This is a genomic window from Aeromonas sp. FDAARGOS 1416 (assembly GCF_019048085.1).
Taxonomy (GTDB): domain Bacteria; phylum Pseudomonadota; class Gammaproteobacteria; order Enterobacterales; family Aeromonadaceae; genus Aeromonas; species Aeromonas veronii.
Genome location: NZ_CP077301.1, coordinates 4,132,779 through 4,150,918 on the forward strand (window position 1 = coordinate 4,132,779; position 18,140 = coordinate 4,150,918).

The window sequence follows — 18,140 nt, forward strand, 5'->3', positions numbered from 1 at the left end:
GAAAGTGAAATGAAAAAACAGGCGGGTTTTACCCTGATCGAACTGGTTATCGTGATCATCATTCTGGGTATTCTGGCGGTCACCGCTGCACCCAAGTTCCTGAATCTGCAGGATGATGCTCGTTATTCTGCTGCACAAGGCGTGCAGGCTGCACTGCAGAGCAGTTCTCAAATGATCTATAGCAAGGCTGCTATTGCTGGCCTGGAGAATACAGCTTCAGGTGCAACCGTATCTGTGGCAATCAGCACTACAGATACTGTGAAAACTAACTATGGCTATCCAGTAACAGATGAAGTTGCCAAAACCGTAACTTTGGATGGATGGTCAGAAGTATCTGGCAGCAAAGGCACCTTCCGTGCGGCAAGTGCACAAGATGACAAGTGTGACGTTACTTACGCTAATACTTTGACCAGCAATACCAATCGACCAACGATTTCTATCAACACTGCGTGTAATTGATTGATGTTCGAGCGAGGCTTCGGCCTCGCTTTCTCTTTTCCCTAATGAGAACCTCCATGCCTGCAACCAAGGGCTTTACCCTGATTGAACTGGTACTGGTGATCCTGTTACTCGGGATTCTGGCCGCCTTTGCCGTGCCCAAATGGCTGGGCAAAGGCGGCTTTGAAACTCAAACCGTGCGTGACGAGCTGCTTACCCGGCTGCGGTTGGTACAGACCGTCAATATGCATGAGCCTGCCAACCGCTGTACCCAGCTGGTGGTTGCCTCTCCCCGTTTTGCCCACCGAACTTATGCTGCGTGTCCCGCCAGCGATGATCTGGATACCAATAGTGGCTGGACTCCCCAGTTGGAGACTCGTGGTCGACTGGTTACGCCCTCTGCCGGTATCTCCATCTCCCTAGATAACAACAACCGCTTCGTGCTGCGCTTCGATCAGATGGGCAGACCGCTAGGCAACTGTGCTACCGGTTGTACCTTGCTGGTGAGTGATGGCCGCGAAATCAGCCGTATCAAGATTGAATCCGAGGGGTTTATCCATGAGATCCCTTAAGCGTGGTTTTACCCTGATCGAGCTGATCGTCGGCATAGTGCTGCTGGCGGTGGCCTTGACCGGCATTTTGGGGTTGCTTATCAATCAGGCGCCGCAGGCGGTAGACTCGGTGCAGCAGGTACGCGCCGCCCAGCTGGCCCAGCGCCTCTCCGGCGAGATCTTGCAAAAGTCGTTTGATGAACATTCGGATCATAACGGTGGTCGTTATCGTTGTGGCGAGCAGGTGGCTGGGGTGACCATCTCTTCCTGCTCCACCAGTTATGGCCCTGATGGCGAGCCCGCATCCTATGCCTATAACGATGTGGATGATTTCGATACCGCAGGTAACTGGGTGGATGCCAACACCCTGACTCAGACTGCGACGGGAGTCAGCAGCGAGGAGTATCGCAACTATCAGGTGAAAATTGCGCTGAGCGGAGCCGATTTCAGCGACGGCACCTTCAAGAGTTGTGCCGCACCCTGCTCTGTGGGCAAGCGTATTGATCTGCAGATCAAGCTACCGGATGGGAGCGTACTCGACTTCTCCTTCTATCGGGGGAACTACTGATGGATCGCTCTGCTGTTGGGGGTTGCCTCTCTACCAGAATATCCGCGCCCCTAGCCAACTCCGGCGCCAGATTAAGCCTGGCGGCCAATCGAACCGACCGCAAACCTCGGGGTAACCGTGGCTTTACTCTGGTCGAGCTGGTGATGGTGATCCTGCTGCTCGGCATCATGGCGACCTTTACCAGCCAGTTTATCGGTATCGGCACCCAGATTTATGGCGATGCCAGCAGCCGTGAGCAGCTGATGAGCGATGCCCGCTTCGCCATGGAGCGGCTTAACCGCGAACTGCGTGATGCGGTGCCGGGATCGGAGCGGATCGAGACGACTGGCGGGACATGGGACGACACCGGTGCCTGTTTGCGGTTCTGGCCCATCAGCACCTCCAGCCGCTATCTGGCACTTAACCGCGCTATGTCGGGGAGCACGGCCACCCTTGAGCTGGTGATGGCGACCCCGGCTTCTGCTGCCAATCCGCTGGATGTGGATGCCACCGCCGTTAAAAAAGACGATCAGCTGATAGTATTCCCCGTGCCGGACAAAAATGTCGGTTCGCTTACGGCAGGCTGCGATTATGGCCGTTGTGTAGCCAGGGTTACCGATGTGCTGACGCCCGTATCCGGAGCGCAAACCATCCGCTATACCAGCACCGAGAGTCTGACTGGCCTCTCTCCCGGCAGCCGGGTCTACTTTGCCAACCAGCAGGTTCGCTACTGTGTGGAAGGAAACACGCTGACCCGTGCCACAGCCCCCATTGGAGCATCCTTACCTGCACAGGGCGTGTTGATGGCGGATTCCCTTCGTATTGGCACCTTCTATCGGGAAACCTCGGCGTTTAACGCCGAAGGGGAGTTTGGCATGCGCTTTGTGTTCGAGCGCAAAGGGGAGTCGGTCACCTTTAACCACAAGATAGAGGTGTTCAATGTACCCTGATCCACAGGCTTTCGGACGGATGCGAGGCAGTGCCTTGATGATCGCCCTGTTTGTGATTGTTGTGATGGCACTGCTGGCGGCTGCTATGGGCCGTTTTCTGGTCGACAGTGGTGAGAAAAATACCGTGGAGGTGCGCAGTGTGCGTGCTCTGCTGGCCGCCCAGAGCGGGTTGGAAGTAGCGCTCTATCGGTTGTTCCCCAAGCGCACGCTTGCCCAACCGACCCCCCCAGCGGTCTGCCTGGCAAGCAGCCCACTGAGCTTTGCCAGCAATCCAGGGCTGACCAACTGTCAGTCTGTGGTTCGTTGCGCCACGGTGCCGGTGACTTATAACGGATCTGTGACCAATGGCTATCGTCTCGAGAGTGTCGGAACCTGTGGCAGCTCCGACCTTAACAGTGCCAATCCTGATTTTGCCGTGAGCCGAACCCTGATGGTCGAAGCTTATGATGGAGGAACTCCCTGATGCGCAATTTATGGATCGTCGTAGCCGTGTGGCTATTTAGTGGCGCAGCAGGGGCGTTTCAGCAGATTGATAGTGAAACCTTTTTTCCCGCGGTGGCGCAAGGGCATCGAGGTGATGGTGGAGGTACCTGCTCAACCGGTAGTGGGGGGCGTCTGGAACAATATGGCAATGCTCGTATCAATGGTACACAAGGGGCTGATTTAAATTTTTGTTCTTCAAACTCCCCATTACCAGAAAGAGGTTGCGATACAGTTGATAGTGGAGATCGGCGTTGTACCATCGCGGGCTCCCGGGAGCTTGCATTACCCATCACCGGTGAAAACGTATTTTTAACCAGTTCTAACGCAGGCGGTAACGTAACCTGTAACTCTTCACTGCTCATTGGTTCAAATGTGCAAAGTCAGTTTCGAGACCTCACTCTCAATAATGGCTGCAGGCTCACTTTTTCAGATAGCCAGAGTGAATACCGACTACGGACATTAACAATCAATAATGGTGGCAAGGCCATTCTTCCGGCTGGTGATTATTATATAAACTCGTTGAATCTATTTAGTGGTAGCCTCATTGAGGCTCTTGGACAGGTAAGAATATTTGTCAATAACTCTACATCACTTGAAAATGCCAGCTTGTTACGTGCAAACGGTGGTTCTATTCTATTATTTGGCTATAACAGTATAACTATGAATAGCAGCAGTCGTGTTGATGGCTATGTTTACAGCAATCAAACGCTAACAATGGAAGGTAGTTCTGTTATCAATGGTCGAGTCAGCGCTCGCAATTTATTGATGTATAACAATGCAGTGATAAATATAAGTGCTGATACCCCATTATCACAATGTTTCAGTGACGATTTTTCGAGACCAAGTCTGGGCGATAACTGGGTTGTATCTCAGAGAAATAATAGTGAGTTGCCATCTATTCAGAGCGGTCGCTTGCGGATGACCCGAAATATTGGCAATCAGGCCACCTCTGCTACCTATCAGCGTTTATTCCCGGCTGCAAACAACTTGGTTGAAGTAACCTTTCGTTATTATGCATGGTCACCCACTTGGTTTAATACCGGGGGGGATGGATTAGCGGTGATTCTTTCTGATGCGACAGTAACCCCGCAGCCTGGTAGTTTTGGTGGCGCGCTCGGTTATGCTCAACGTGATAATGGAACGCCCGGTTTTGCCGGTGGTTGGCTTGGCGTCGGGCTTGACGAATATGGAAACTTTTCCAACGGTAATGAAGGAAAAGTTGGTGGCCCGGGATTCCGTGCTCAAGCAATTGCGATTCGGGGGGGCGTCGGTTCAAGTTATCGCTATTTGGCAGGCACGGCGGCCAATCTTAATCCCAAGATTGATGTGAGTGGCACCAGTTCCGCCCAGCCCGGCCATCTCTATCGGTTAAGGATTGATTCACGCGTGGCTGGCCGCTCCATGGTCTCGCTCGATAGAGACAGTGGCTTAGGATTTAGTAACCTTGTTGCCCCATTCAATGCGATGGCGACTGCTGGGCAGGAGCAGGTTCCTGCAGATTTTTTGCTGTCGCTTACAGGGTCAACCGGAGGTGCCAACAATAACCATGAGTTGGATGATATCCAGATCTGCGCCCTGCGCTCCAACCCGATCGGGGTGCAGATTGATCATTTCCAACTTGATCACTCCGGTCAGCCACTGACCTGCAACCCCGAGACGGTGACGGTCAAGGCGTGCGCCGATGCCGCTTGTAACACGCTTATCACAGACCCGGTTACTGCGACCCTGAGTCTTATCCCTACTTCTGCCAGCAATGGTTGGATTGGTGGCAATACGGTGACCTTTAGCGGCGGTTCGACCAAGGTGCAGTTGCGCAATAATACGCCGACCGCGGTGACCATAGGCGTTTCCGGCTCGACTCCGACGACCAAGCCATTCAGTACCACCTTGTGCAAGGCCGGGGCCGGTACGCCCAGTGCGGCAGCCTGTACCCTGAGCTTTGCCGATAGCGGCTTCTTCTTCGATGTGCCGGACACCTACTCCAACCAGCCGCAGACGGTCACCATCAAGGCAGTCAAAAAGAGCGATGTGACCAAGCAGTGCGTGCCGGGCTTTGCCAGCCAGACCAAGAGCGTCAAGTTCTGGAGCAGCTATATCACCCCCACCAGTAACCCCTATAACAGCCAGATGAGCGTCAACAGCAGTACGATTGGTGCCAGTCAGGGGGCTGCAACGCCGCTCTCCCTCGCATTTGATTCGCAGGGGCAGTCGAGCATAACGGTTAAGTACCCGGATGCGGGCAAGGTGCAACTGGATGCCCGCTATGATGGTACTGGCAGTGAAGCCGGTCTGGTGATGCTAGGCGCGGATCAGTTTGTGGCTCGCCCGGTCGGTCTGTGCATCACGCCCCCGCAAGGGGTCTGCGCGGCAGGTGACAGCAGCTGTCCGGTATTCAAAAAAGCGGGGGAAACGTTCCAGGTAGATATCAAGGCGATGGCCTGGGAATCCGCCAATGATGGGGATATCTGCGTAGGGAATCAGACTACGCCCAACTTTGCCCTGCCCAATATTGCTCTGGGCAGTACGCTGGTGGCACCCAATCCGGGCACCAATGCAACGCTGGGTACTACCAGCTATAGCCATGTGGCTGCGGCCAACAGTGCCAATAACGTTAGCCAGACTGTGAGCGAGGTGGGAGTGTTCCGAATGACGGCGACGCCACCAGCCAATGGCTACTTCAATTACACCATCCCATCAGCCCAGAGCCAGCCGGTGGGGCGTTTTATTCCTGCCGACTTCAATCTGGTGAGTGGCGACATAGTGCCGGCCTGCGATGCGTTCTCCTATATGGGGCAACCCTTTGGTGTCATGCTGGATGTGCTGGCCCGTAATACGACGGGTGTACAGACGCGTAACTATACTGGGCCCTTTGCCAAGGGCGAAGCCTATCTCTCGGTTGCCAATGATAAGGATGGTAAATCCCTGTCGAGCCGCTTGCGCAGTCTGCAGCCGCTGCCATGGCTCGATGGCCGTGCGGCCTTGACTACCGGTAGCAGCGAGTTTGTGCGCCTCTCTGGCACGCAACCGGATGGTCCCTACAAGTCTTTGTTGTTTGGTCTGTATATGAGGGATAACGATGGCGACAGAACGCTGATTGCCAGCCCGAATTTCAATGATGCCGTGGTAGGTAACTGCAGTGGTAGCGGTTGTAATGCCCGTCAGATAGACAGTGTGCCTATGAAAGCCTATTTTGGCCGCCTGCAGGCTGGCACTGCGGCGGGCTTGGCCTCGGCGCCGCTGGCCATTCCACTGCAGATGCAATATTACGAAGCGGGCAACTGGCTGCAAAACAAGGAAGATCAATGTACCCAGCTCTCTTTGGCCAATCAGGGGTTCACTTTCCTCAATCCGAGTCACACCTTTGATGCGGCGACTCGCGAGCTGAATCTGGGGGCAGGTCGCAAGATCAAGCTGGGGTTGGGTAGTTCTGCACCGGGTGGGGATGCTGCACTGGCGAAAGACGGGGAGATCCTGTTCCACTTTGCCAAGCCGGATATCTCGGTGCGCATTCCCTACAAGGTCGATTTGGCAAAACAGCCGTCGCAGCCCCTCTGGTTGTCTGACCCAACGAGTGCCAATGACGGCAACCTGCAAGGTGAGGCCATTTTCGGCTCCAGCCGGGGTAATGACAGAATTATTTATCGGCGCGAAGTATTGCAGTAATTGATGTGTAAGGGGGGTTGGCTCAACAGCATCCCCCTAAATCCTTGTTTATTAGTGTTTGCAAGCGTGTCCGAGTGAGTGATGACTCGCATTTTTGTCGCGCCTGATTGATTGGCGACAGTTTGAGCGCTTGCCCATTGGGGTGGGCATTGGTAAAGTTAGCCGGTTTTCTGCACCTCCAAATTCTTAGGATTTCCCGTAGCCATGTTCAAAAAGCTCAGAGGCGTCTTTTCCAACGATCTGTCGATCGATTTGGGAACTGCCAACACCCTGATCTATGTAAAAGATCAAGGGATCGTCCTTAACGAACCCTCAGTTGTCGCCATTCGCCAAGAGCGCGGGAACGCCAAATCGGTCGCTGCTGTCGGTCATGCCGCCAAGCAGATGCTGGGCCGTACCCCGGGCAACATTTCCGCAATCCGCCCGATGAAAGACGGCGTGATCGCCGATTTCTACGTGACCGAGAAGATGCTGCAGCACTTCATCAAGCAGGTTCACGACAACAACTATTTCCGCCCCAGCCCGCGCGTGCTGGTGTGTGTACCGTGCGGTTCAACCCAGGTTGAGCGTCGCGCCATCAAGGAGTCCGCACTGGGCGCCGGTGCCCGTGAGGTCTACCTGATCGACGAGCCTATGGCTGCTGCCATCGGTGCCGGCCTGCCGGTATCCGAAGCGACCGGTTCCATGGTGGTTGATATCGGTGGTGGTACCACTGAAGTGGCCATCATCTCTCTGAACGGTGTGGTCTACTCCCAGTCCGTCCGTATCGGTGGCGACAAGTTTGACGAAGCGATCATCAGCTACGTCCGTCGCAACTACGGCAGCCTGATCGGTGAAGCGACTGCCGAGCGCATCAAGCACGAGATCGGCTCCGCCTATCCGGGCGAAGAGGTGCGCGAGATCGAAGTCCGTGGTCGCAACCTGGCTGAAGGTGTACCGCGCAGCTTCACTCTCAACTCCAACGAAATCCTGGAAGCGCTGCAAGAGCCGCTGTCCGGTATCGTGGCTGCCGTCATGGTGGCGCTGGAGCAGTCTCCGCCGGAACTGGCTTCCGACATCTCCGAGCGCGGCATGGTGCTGACCGGTGGTGGCGCACTGCTGAAAGATATCGACCGTCTGCTGATGGAAGAGACCGGCATTCCTGTCGTCGTGGCCGAAGATCCCCTCACCTGTGTGGCCCGTGGCGGCGGCAAGGCGCTGGAGCTGATCGATATGCACGGTGGCGATCTGTTCCACTACGAATAAGACCCAAAGCCGGCCAGCGTGCCGGCTCTTTTTTGACGACCCATGAAACCCATTTTTGGTAGAGGCCCTTCGCTTCAGTTACGGTTGTTTCTCGCCGTCATCATCTCCATCGCTGCCATCGTCGCGGATTCCCGCTTCGGTGTGTTTACCCATGTCCGCGTCTACCTCAGTTCGTTAGTCAGTCCCCTGCAATACATGGCCAATGCGCCCGGTACCCTGCTCGACACCATGTCGACCCAGGTGCAGACCCGCGCCGATCTCATCGAGCAGACCAAACAGCAGGAGCAACAGCTGTTTACCCTGCGTGCCCGTCTGCTCAAAATGGATCAACTGGAACACGAGAACCAGCGGCTGCGTGAGCTGCTGGGGTCGCCGGTGCACAAGGAGTCCCGCAAGATGGTTGCCGAGCTGCTATCGGTGGATTCCGACCCCTTCAGCCATCAGGTGCTGATCAACAAGGGGGCGCTGGATGGCGTCTACAACGGTCAGGCGGTGATCAACGATCAGGGGGTGATTGGTCAGGTGCTCCACGTGGGTTCCACCACCAGTCGCGTGCTGCTGATCACCGACTCCAGCCACGGTATTCCGGTGCGGGTGCTGCGCAACGACTTGCGCGCCATTGCCTCCGGCAGTGGTGAGCTCGACAAGCTTGAGCTGCGCAACCTGCCGCGCAACACCGATATTCAGGTGGGTGATCTGCTGGTCACCTCGGGTCTGGGTGGCCGCTTCCCGGAAGGTTATCCGGTGGCGACTGTGACCCGCTCCGAGTATGTGGAGGGCAAGCCCTTCGCTCAGGTCGAGGCCAAGCCGCTGGTGGAGCTGGACAGACTGCGCTATCTGCTGCTGCTGTGGACCGACAAGAAGCCTGAAGTACATGATGAGGATGGCGAACGGGCGGCTCCCGTTGCGTCCGCCGCAGGAGCCACCCGCTGATGCTAGAACCCGCCAGCGGCAGGATCTGGATCTGGATCTCGATCCTGCTGGCCTTGAGCCTGTCGATCCTGCCGCTTCCTTTCGAATTTGACCCCTTCCGCCCGGACTGGCTGGCCATGGTGCTCATCTACTGGGCGCTGGCCTTGCCGCACCGGACCAACGTCGGCACCGCCTGGGTGGCGGGCCTGCTGCTGGATGTGCTGCTTGGCAGCACCCTCGGCGTGCGGGCGATGGCGATGGCCATCACCACCTATCTGGCGGCCTTCCAGTTCCAGAAGATCCGCAACTTCTCCCTCTGGCAGCAGGCACTGATCATCGGTGGCCTCTCGCTAGTGGGTAAAATGACGGTATTCTGGGCCGAGCATCTGTTCAGCCAGGCCAGTCTCAACTTCTCCTACTTTTGGTCGACGTTGACGACGATGCTAATATGGCCCTGGGTGTTTCTGGTGCTGCGCAAGGTGCGGCGCCGCTTCAATATCAGGTAAATATGAACAAAAACAACGAACCACAACTCTATCTCGCCTCGGCTTCTCCCCGTCGCCGTGAACTGCTGACCCAGATTGGCTACCGCTTCGAGGTGCTGAAACTGGATGTGCCCGAGCAGCGGGAAGAGGGTGAAAAGGCGCAGGATTACGTCTGCCGTCTCGCCCGTGACAAGGCGATGGCGGGCGTGGCGTGTGCGCCGACGGCGTTGCCGGTGCTGGGTGCCGACACCATAGTGGTGCTGGGCGACCGGGTACTGGAGAAACCGTCCGATCTGCTGGATGCCAAAGATATGCTGGAGTCCCTCTCCGGCAAGGTGCATCAGGTGATGACGGCGGTAGCGCTGGCCAGCAAGGATCGTTGTGACGTGCGTCTGGTCACCACCAACGTGGCGTTTCGCAAGCTGGACGAGGCCGAGATCGAGGCCTACTGGCAGACCGGTGAGCCCTGTGACAAGGCCGGGGCGTATGGCATTCAGGGTATTGCCGGCAAGTTTGTCAGCCGCATCGAAGGGAGCTATAGCGCCGTGGTCGGCCTGCCCCTGCTGGAGACAGACTTGCTGATCAAGCATCATCTGGAACAGCTCAAATAATTTCCCGTCAGCTGTGCTCTGCTGCGTTTCTCCCTTGCGCGCGTTGTACCGGATTGGCTCTATAGAATTCAAAACTGGAACAGGCAAGGTTACTTATGTCGGTAGAACTGCTGGTTAACGTTACCCCCTCCGAAACCCGGGTCGCTCTGGTCGAAAACGGTCTGCTGCAGGAAGTGCATGTAGAACGTCAGGCCAAACGCGGCATCGTGGGCAATATCTACAAAGGCAAGATCAGTCGGGTGCTGCCCGGCATGCAAGCGGCGTTCGTTGATATCGGCATGGACAAGGCGGCGTTTCTCCATGCCTCCGATATAGTGCCGCACACCGAGTGTGTGGCGGTGAAGGAGAAGGAGCAGTTCCAGGTCGGCAACATCGCCGAGCTGGTGCGCCAGGGGCAGGACATCATGGTGCAGGTGGTGAAAGATCCGCTGGGTACCAAGGGTGCCCGTCTCACCACCGATATCACCTTGCCATCCCGCTATCTGGTCTTTATGCCGGGCAGTGCCCACGTCGGTGTCTCCCAGCGTATCGAGTCCGAAGCAGAGCGGGAGCGCCTCAAGCGCACCGTGGCCGGCTATGTGGATGAACTGGGTGGTTACATTATCCGCACCGCCGCCGAAGGGGTGGGGGAGCAGGAGCTGGAGCAGGATGCAGCCTTCCTGAAACGGCTGTGGCGCAAGATCCTCGAGCGCAAGCAGAAGTATCCCCCCTGCAAGATCCTCTACGAGGATCCCAGCCTGGCATTCCGGGTAGTGCGCGACTTCGTCGGTGCCGAGCTCGACAAGATCCGCGTTGACTCGCGCCAGAGCTTCGATCAGCTCAAGCGCTTCACCGAAGAGTACGTGCCTGAGCTGGCTAGCAAGCTGGAGTACTACCCAGGCGAGTCGCCGATCTTCGATCTCTACGACGTGGAGAACGAGATCCAGCGGGCGCTGGAGCGCAAGGTAGAGCTGAAATCCGGCGGCTACCTCATCATCGACCAGACCGAAGCCATGACCACGGTGGATATCAACACCGGTGCCTTTGTCGGCCATCGCAATCTGGAAGAGACCATCTTCAACACCAACGTCGAGGCGACTGCGGCCATCGCCCGTCATCTGCGCCTGCGCAACCTTGGCGGCATCATCATCATCGACTTCATCGACATGCAGTCCGAGGATCACCGCCGTCGGGTGCTGCACAGTCTGGAGCAGGCGTTGTCAAAGGATCGTGCCAAGACCAACGTCAACGGCTTCTCCCAGCTCGGTCTGGTGGAGATGACCCGCAAGCGCACCCGCGAGAGTCTGGAGCATGTGCTCTGCTCCGAGTGCCCCGAGTGCAAAGGGCGCGGCCGGGTCAAGACGGTGGAGTCGGTCTGCTTCGAGATCCTGCGGGAGATCATCCGGGTCAATCGTGCCTACGATGCGGATCAGTTCACCGTCTACGCGGCCCCGGCCGTGGCCGACTACCTCCATGGCGAGGAGTCCCACAGTCTGGCGGAGCTGGAAGTGTTCATCGGCAAGCAGGTGCGGGTAGTGAGCGAACCCCTCTGTGGTCAGGAGCAGTTCGACGTGGTGATGATGTAATTGGTCTATCGCTGGCTGAGTCGGGGCTGGTTGGCCCTGGGGGTCCTGTTCGTACTGATGGCCATGCTGGTCACCTTGGTACGGGTCGGGGGCCCTTTGCTGAATCAATACCGGGAGAGTCTGATCCACACTCTGCTGGGTGATTCGCAGCTCAAGGTCAGCGTGGAGCAAGTGGGGCTGGACTGGACACAGTCCGGGCCCGCGCTCGAACTGCAGCAACTCGCCATCGCCCCGGATTCGGGGCGTTTTGCCGTACAGCTCGGTAAAGCCTGGGTGCATCTCGACTTCTGGCGCACCATTAACGAGCTAAAGCCGGTGTTTGGCGAGCTGATCCTGAGCGATGGCGATATCACCATCGACTTGCGCCAACCGGCTGACGAGAGCCCCTCCGGCGATCCCCAGCAGGGCGCCCTGCTGCGTTTTCTGCTGACCCAGCTCTCCACCTTCGATGTGCACAACACTCGTCTCAGCATCACCACCTCCCTCGGTGATCTGCGCGCCCTCGACATCGCCCAGCTGCGCTGGCAGAACCGTGGCAAGCGCCATCAGGGGGTCGGCAAGGCCTACCTCATCAACGGGGTGGGCGAGAGCACCCTCGATCTGATTCTGGATGTGGACGCCCCGACGGCCCGGCTCGATCGCCTCAAGGGGCAACTCTATCTGGGGGCCCGCCAGCTCGATATCACCCCGACCCTGGCCAAAATCCATGCGGGCGAACCCAAGGTTGCCGGTCAGCTCGACTTCCAGCTCTGGAGCGAGTTTGACAGTGGCAAGCTGGGCAATACCCTGCTGGCGTTTGGCAACAACTACCTGATCTGGAAGGATCCCAAGAAAGGGGAGATGCACCGTTTCGGCCTCGATGGTGGCAAGATCCAGCTGCGCCGTGAGGGCTCCGACTGGCAACTGGCCAGCCACAACGTCAACTTCAAGCTGGACGGCAAACCCTGGTTGCAGAGCCGCTTGCAGCTGGAGCGGATTGGGGATCGGGTGCAGGGCTATCTGCCCAGCATAGAGTTCGACAAGATCACCCAGATCAGTCAGCTGGTCTCGGCGCTCTACCCCACACTCTGCGAGACCCTGCGCCAGACCAATCCGCAGGGTTCGGTGCAGGATCTGACACTGCTGGCCAACGCCGACTGGCAGGGTCTCTCCCTCAGCGGCCGCTTCAGCAAGGTGCGCCTCAAGGCGTGGCAGGATATACCCGGGATGCAGGATCTCAACGGCGAGTTCTGGCTTACCCCGACCGGCGGTAGCGCCAGATTGGTGCTGGCGAACGACAAGGTGGATCCCGCCCGTCACTTCAAGATGCCAATCCCGGTCGACAACTTCTCGGCCCGCCTCGACTGGTGGCTCGAGGAACAGGGCTGGGTGCTCTACGGGCAGGATATCGCGCTGGATAACCCGGATCTGACCCTGGCCAGCCGTTTCCGCCTCGATCTGTTCGAGCACCCTTTCCTCGCCCTGACCGGTCGCATCGATGTGAAGAATGCGGGCCATGCGGATCGCTACTTCCCGCTGCAGGCGATGGACAAGGGGCTGGTGGATTACCTGAGCGGCGCCATCAAGGGGGGCAAGGCCAAGGGGGCCGACCTGCTCTGGTATGGGGAGTTTCGGGATTTCCCCTACGATAACGGCAAGGGCATCTTCCAGGTGGCGGTGCCGCTGGAGCAGGCTACCTACGAGTTCTTCCCCGGTTGGCAACCGCTCACCGACCTGCAGATCGACCTGTTGTTCCAGAATGCCGGTCTCGATATGCGCAGCCGATCCACCAAACTCGGCAAGGCGAGCTCCGACTCGGTGCATGCCTGGATCCCGGATCTCTCCCCCGGTGCCCACCTCTATGTGGATGCCAAGGTGCAGGGAGAGGGCAAGGCCATCAGCGACTACCTGCAGGACTCCCCGCTGGGCAGTTCGGTAGGTCAGGCGCTGCGGGAGATCGAGATCCGCGGCCCGATGACCGGTTCGGTCAAGCTCGATATTCCTCTCGATGGCGAGAGCGAGGTCAAGGCGAGTGGCGATGCTACCTTCAGCAACAACAAGGTGCGGGTCGCCAGTCTGGATCTGCCGCTGGAGAAGGTGCAGGGGCGCCTCGAATATGACAACGAACAGACCCGTTTCAGCAACCTCAAGGCGAGCCTGTGGAACCAGCCGCTGACCCTCGACTATCAGGGGCGCCAGCATCCGGATCACTATCAGGTCGACCTCGATTTCAAGGGGCAGTGGGATAGCCGGCGCCAGCCCACTGCCATCTCTTCGTACGGTATCCTCAACGGTCGCAGCAACTGGGGCGGCAAGCTCGGGTTGACCCTGCCCGAGAGCAAGCCGTTCAGCTTCCAGCTGGCGCTTGACTCCAACCTGCAGGGGATGGGGCTGGATCTGCCGCTGCCGCTGGCCAAGAGCAGTGCCAGCCGGCTGCCGCTCAAGGTGATCGCTCGTGGCCGGGATGGCAGCGCCGACATTCGTGCCGTGCTGGGGGCTGATGTGGATATGCAGACCCGACTGGTCTACGGCGAAGGGGTGCCTTATCTCAGTCGGGTGCGGGTCGATGTGGGTCAGCCGGGCGCCCGGGTAATGCGCGATGCCCCCATGCTGCTCGCCATCAACCAGCAGGAGGCCGATGTCGGTGGCTGGCTGGCCCGACTCAAGCAGTGGCTACCCTCCGGCAATGCGCCGACCGGTACTGCCGTGGTTGGCCCCTCTTTCCTGCCACAGGAGTGGTGGGTGGATGGGCAACTGGCTCGCGCCTATATCGGCAGTGCCACCCTCAAGGCGGCGCGTTTCACCGTGGGGCCGACCAATCAGGCGACCGAGGTGATGATCGACAGTCCAGATGTGATGGGGGTGATCCGCCTGCCCGCAGTGGCCAATCGCCCGGTGGACGCCAAGTTTGCCCGCATCTACTGGTCCGGCAAGAGTTCGGATCTCAGCCCGGATCCCGATGCGCAGCAGGACAACGCCATCATGGCATCCATCCCCTGGTTGAAGGTGAGCTGTGTCGATTGCCGCTTTGGCGAGCTACCTCTTGGGGAAGTGAAAGGGGAGCTGGTGCCCGGCGCCAACAAGGTGACCCTCAAGGGGCTGGATGTGCGGCTGGCGGGGAGTCAGCTCACCGGCAGCGTCGACTGGCTGGCCAATGGCAACCGGATGGAGACCCGCGCCCGTGGCAAGCTGGTCAGCAACAACAGCGAACTGCTGCTCAAGCGGCTCGGCTACACCTCGCCCATCGGCGATGCCCCCGGCTCCCTCGCTTTTGATCTGAACTGGCAGGATGTGCCCTATCGTCCGAACCTGCCGACTCTGGGGGGAAGTGCCAACTATCAGCTGGAGGGCGGCACCCTGCGGGAGGTCAACGACAAGGGGGCGCGACTGCTCTCCCTGCTCAGCCTCGATTCCCTGCTGCGCAAGCTGCGGCTCGATTTTCGCGATGTGTTCGACAAGGGCTTCTATTTCGAATCCATGTCCGCCTCTGCCACCATCAAGCAGGGGCTGGTCAGCAACGATGATTTCTATATGAAGGGGGCGGCAGGCAACCTGCGCGGCGAGGGGATCGCCGATCTGGTGCGCTGGCGGCTCGACTACGAGCTGAGCTTCTCTCCCAATCTGGGGGGCACCCTGCCGGTGGTGGCGGCTTTCTCCATCACGCCGGTCACGGGTCTCTATGTGCTGGCCCTCTCCAAACTGCTGGAGCCGGTGGTGGATGTGGTGACCCGCATCGATTTTCGCATCTCGGGCCCGCTCGACGCACCCAAGCTGATCGAGGCGGGACGAGATCGCGCGCGCATCAAGCTCAACCAGCAGCAGAAAGAGGCGGTTGACGCCGTTGCTCCCAGCCTGCCGACACAAGAGGTGACCCCTTTCCTGCTGAGCCCCAAACATGCGGGGCCCGCTCAGCGCTGAACGAGCGGCCCGGCACCATCACAAGGAGTGAGCCATGATCCGACATATCCTGCTGATCGCCTTCAAACCGGGCACCCAGCCTGCCCAGATAGATGCGGTGCGTACCGCCTTTCTCGCCATTCCCCATCAGGTCAGCGGCGTGACCGCCGTGGAGTGGGGGGAGAATGACAGCCCGGAGGGGAGGGATGGTGGCTTTACCCACAGCGTACTGATGACCTTTGCCGACGAAGCGGCTCGCCAACACTATCTGCCCCATCCTGATCACGATGCCATCAAGGCCATCTTCCGTCCGGTGCTGGAGCGCATCATAGTGCTGGATTACACCCTGCAGGTGGCGGATGCTGTCACCGTCTGATGGCCCAAGCGACAAGGAGAACGCCATGTGGTTAGCCGCAATACAGCTGGTATCTGGTCGTCACTGGCAGGATAACCGGGAGCAGATCGTCGCCGAGCTGGCGGCCTTGCCCAAAGAGCGGCCGCTACTGGTGCTGTTGCCTGAGAACTTTGCCCTGTTTGGCGAACGGCAGGGCTATCTGGATGGCGCCGAGGCCATAGATGAGGGCCCGATCCAGCAGCAGCTGGCCAAATGGGCCCGCGATTACGGCATCTGGCTGGTGGCCGGGGCCATGCCGACCACCATCGCCGGTTCCGACCATATCCACACCAGCTCGCTGGTGTTTGACCCAAGCGGTGAGCTCAGGGGCCACTACCACAAGATCCACCTGTTCGACGTGGATGTGGCGGACAATCATGGTCGCTACCGTGAGTCGGAGACCTTCAGCCCGGGGGAGGCGCCTGTGTTGGTGGACTCTCCCTTTGGTCCCCTCGGCCTCTCGATCTGTTATGATTTGCGCTTTCCCGAGCTCTACCGTCAGTTGGCCCGTGCCGATGCCCGCGTGCTGCTGGTGCCTGCCGCCTTTACCGCCGTGACCGGCGAGGCGCACTGGGAGCCGCTGCTGCGGGCCCGCGCCATCGAAAACCAGTGCTACGTAGTCGCTGCCAATCAGGGCGGCACTCACGAGACAGGGCGCCAGACCTGGGGCCACAGCATGGTGATCGACCCCTGGGGTCGGGTGCTGGCGAGCAAAGAGTGCGGGCGCGGCACAGTGCTGGCGAAGATGGAGCCCGGGCTTATCGACGAATTGAAGCGCACCATGCCAGTGTTGCAACACGCCCGTTTGCTCTGATGGTGTGGTGAAAAATTGAAACGCAGCCGTTTGTCCGTGCTGGAGCATGCCCGTTTGTTGTGATGGTGTGGCTTGTTGCCAACCCGTCGGCAAGACGATTTAAAACAGCTCGTTACGAGAGTGGAGAAGAAGATTGAGTCTATTGAGCCAGGTTAGTGCCTCCCTGTTGGCCCCGAACGATCTCGACGAAGGGCACCTGCAGCAGCTGCTCGGCAGCCTGATGAGCCATCAGGTGGAGTTCGGCGATCTCTATTTCCAGCGCAGCTGGCACGAGTCCTGGATGCTGGAAGATGGCATTGTCAAGGATGGCAGCTACAACATCGATCAGGGTGTGGGGGTGCGCGCCGTCAGCGGCGAGAAGACCGGCTTTGCCTACTCGGACGAGCTGAGCCTGCTGGCGCTGCAACAGTCGGTGACTGCCGCTCGTGGCATCGCCGCCGCAGGTGCTCACGGCAAGGTGAAGGCGTGGGCCCGCACCGAAGCGAACCTGCTCTATCCGGCCATGGATCCGCTGCAGACCCTCGACAAGCACCAGAAGATCGCCCTGCTGGAGCAGATGGACAAGTTCGCCAGAAGTCTGGATCCCGCCATCAATCAGGTGATGGCCTCCATCAGCGGCGTCTACGAAGAGGTGCTGGTGGCCGCCACAGACGGCACCCTGGCCGCCGATGTGCGCCCGTTGGTGCGTCTGTCGGTGACCGTGATCGCCGAGAAGGGCGATCGCCGCGAGCGTGGCAGTGCCGGTGGCGGTGGCCGCTTTGGTTACGACTGGTTCCTCGAACTGGACGGGCTGGAGAGCCGCGCTTTTGGCTATGTGCGTGAAGCGGTGCGTCAGGCGCTGGTCAATCTGGAAGCCATCGATGCGCCAGCCGGTACCATGCCGGTGGTGCTGGGCTCCGGCTGGCCTGGCGTGCTGCTGCACGAGGCGGTGGGTCATGGTCTGGAGGGGGATTTCAACCGCAAGGGATCTTCCGCGTTTGCTGGCCGCATCGGCGAGCAGGTGGCCTCCAAGCACTGTACCATCGTCGATGACGGCACCCTGCCGGGTCGGCGCGGCTCCGTCTCCATTGATGACGAGGGGACGCCGGGTGGCTACAACGTGCTGATCGAGAACGGCATTCTCAAGGGTTATCTGCAAGACAAACAGAACGCCCGCCTGATGGGGGTACCGCTCACCGGCAACGGTCGCCGCGAATCCTACGCCGCCATGCCGATGCCGCGCATGACCAACACCTACATGCTGGCGGGTCAGTATGATCCGGCCGAGATCATCGCCTCGGTGAAGAAGGGCATTTATGCCCCCAACTTCGGTGGCGGTCAGGTGGATATCACCTCCGGCAAGTTTGTCTTCTCCGCCTCCGAGGCTTACCTCATCGAGGATGGCAAGATCACCGCTCCCATCAAGGGCGCGACCCTGATCGGCAACGGCCCCGAGGCGATGAGCCAGGTCTCCATGGTGGGTAGCGACCTTACGCTGGATCGCGGTGTTGGCATTTGCGGCAAGGAGGGGCAGAGCGTGCCGGTCGGTGTCGGCCAGCCTACCCTCAAACTGGACCAGCTCACTGTGGGTGGCACGTCGTAGGTTGGGTTAGCCGCGCAGCGGCGT

At 59.0% G+C, this 18,140-nt stretch carries 15 protein-coding genes; all 15 read left to right on the forward strand.

Translation table 11 applies throughout. The features are described from left to right. Positions 1–9 precede the first annotated feature (9 nt). The 15 genes from I6L46_RS20795 (at position 10) to tldD (ending at position 18,116) form a co-directional block, all read left to right on the forward strand. Complete coding sequence (locus tag I6L46_RS20795) at positions 10–459, forward strand: prepilin-type N-terminal cleavage/methylation domain-containing protein (RefSeq protein ID WP_021231582.1); 450 nt, start codon at positions 10–12, stop codon at positions 457–459. A 56-nt stretch (positions 460–515) separates the two neighbouring features. Next, positions 516–1,010, forward strand: a complete 495-nt coding sequence (locus tag I6L46_RS18835) for a prepilin-type N-terminal cleavage/methylation domain-containing protein (protein ID WP_150997636.1) — start codon at positions 516–518, stop codon at positions 1,008–1,010. Next, positions 997–1,557 (forward strand): prepilin-type N-terminal cleavage/methylation domain-containing protein, encoded by a 561-nt coding sequence (locus I6L46_RS18840; RefSeq protein WP_216976704.1) that lies wholly within the window; start codon positions 997–999, stop codon positions 1,555–1,557. Before I6L46_RS18835 ends, I6L46_RS18840 begins: the two co-directional genes overlap by 14 nt. Then, positions 1,557–2,486, forward strand: a complete 930-nt coding sequence (locus I6L46_RS18845) for a PilW family protein (protein WP_216976706.1) — start codon at positions 1,557–1,559, stop codon at positions 2,484–2,486. Before I6L46_RS18840 ends, I6L46_RS18845 begins: the two co-directional genes overlap by 1 nt. Continuing rightward, on the forward strand, positions 2,476–2,949 hold the full coding sequence (locus I6L46_RS18850) for an MSHA biogenesis protein MshP (RefSeq protein ID WP_216976708.1): 474 nt from the start codon (positions 2,476–2,478) through the stop codon (positions 2,947–2,949). The genes I6L46_RS18845 and I6L46_RS18850 overlap by 11 nt, the downstream gene beginning before the upstream one ends. After that, positions 2,949–6,632 (forward strand): DUF6701 domain-containing protein, encoded by a 3,684-nt coding sequence (locus tag I6L46_RS18855; RefSeq protein WP_216976710.1) that lies wholly within the window; start codon positions 2,949–2,951, stop codon positions 6,630–6,632. Before I6L46_RS18850 ends, I6L46_RS18855 begins: the two co-directional genes overlap by 1 nt. Positions 6,633–6,836: 204 nt before the next feature. Beyond that, positions 6,837–7,877 (forward strand): rod shape-determining protein, encoded by a 1,041-nt coding sequence (locus I6L46_RS18860; protein WP_005340051.1) that lies wholly within the window; start codon positions 6,837–6,839, stop codon positions 7,875–7,877. Between the two features lie 42 nt (positions 7,878–7,919). Further along, the gene (gene mreC / locus I6L46_RS18865; protein WP_064337478.1) at positions 7,920–8,810 is read left to right on the forward strand and encodes a rod shape-determining protein MreC; all 891 of its coding nucleotides are present in this window, start codon (positions 7,920–7,922) and stop codon (positions 8,808–8,810) included. Continuing rightward, positions 8,810–9,295 (forward strand): rod shape-determining protein MreD, encoded by a 486-nt coding sequence (mreD, locus tag I6L46_RS18870; RefSeq protein WP_005340054.1) that lies wholly within the window; start codon positions 8,810–8,812, stop codon positions 9,293–9,295. The genes mreC and mreD overlap by 1 nt, the downstream gene beginning before the upstream one ends. Before the next feature lie 2 nt (positions 9,296–9,297). Further along, a complete protein-coding gene (locus I6L46_RS18875; protein WP_005340055.1) occupies positions 9,298–9,885 on the forward strand; it encodes a nucleoside triphosphate pyrophosphatase in 588 nt (195 codons plus the stop codon). A gap of 95 nt (positions 9,886–9,980) precedes the next feature. Continuing rightward, a complete protein-coding gene (rng, locus tag I6L46_RS18880) occupies positions 9,981–11,450 on the forward strand; it encodes a ribonuclease G (protein ID WP_005340056.1) in 1,470 nt (489 codons plus the stop codon). Then, positions 11,451–15,347 carry a YhdP family protein gene (locus I6L46_RS18885; RefSeq protein WP_216976712.1) on the forward strand — a complete coding sequence of 1,299 codons (3,897 nt, stop codon included), beginning with the start codon at positions 11,451–11,453 and terminating at the stop codon, positions 15,345–15,347. A gap of 34 nt (positions 15,348–15,381) precedes the next feature. Then, a complete protein-coding gene (locus tag I6L46_RS18890; protein ID WP_216976713.1) occupies positions 15,382–15,702 on the forward strand; it encodes a Dabb family protein in 321 nt (106 codons plus the stop codon). A 25-nt stretch (positions 15,703–15,727) separates the two neighbouring features. Then, positions 15,728–16,534, forward strand: a complete 807-nt coding sequence (locus I6L46_RS18895) for a carbon-nitrogen hydrolase family protein (protein WP_216976715.1) — start codon at positions 15,728–15,730, stop codon at positions 16,532–16,534. Between the two features lie 133 nt (positions 16,535–16,667). Then, positions 16,668–18,116 (forward strand): metalloprotease TldD, encoded by a 1,449-nt coding sequence (gene tldD, locus I6L46_RS18900; protein ID WP_216976718.1) that lies wholly within the window; start codon positions 16,668–16,670, stop codon positions 18,114–18,116. Positions 18,117–18,140: the final 24 nt, after the last annotated feature.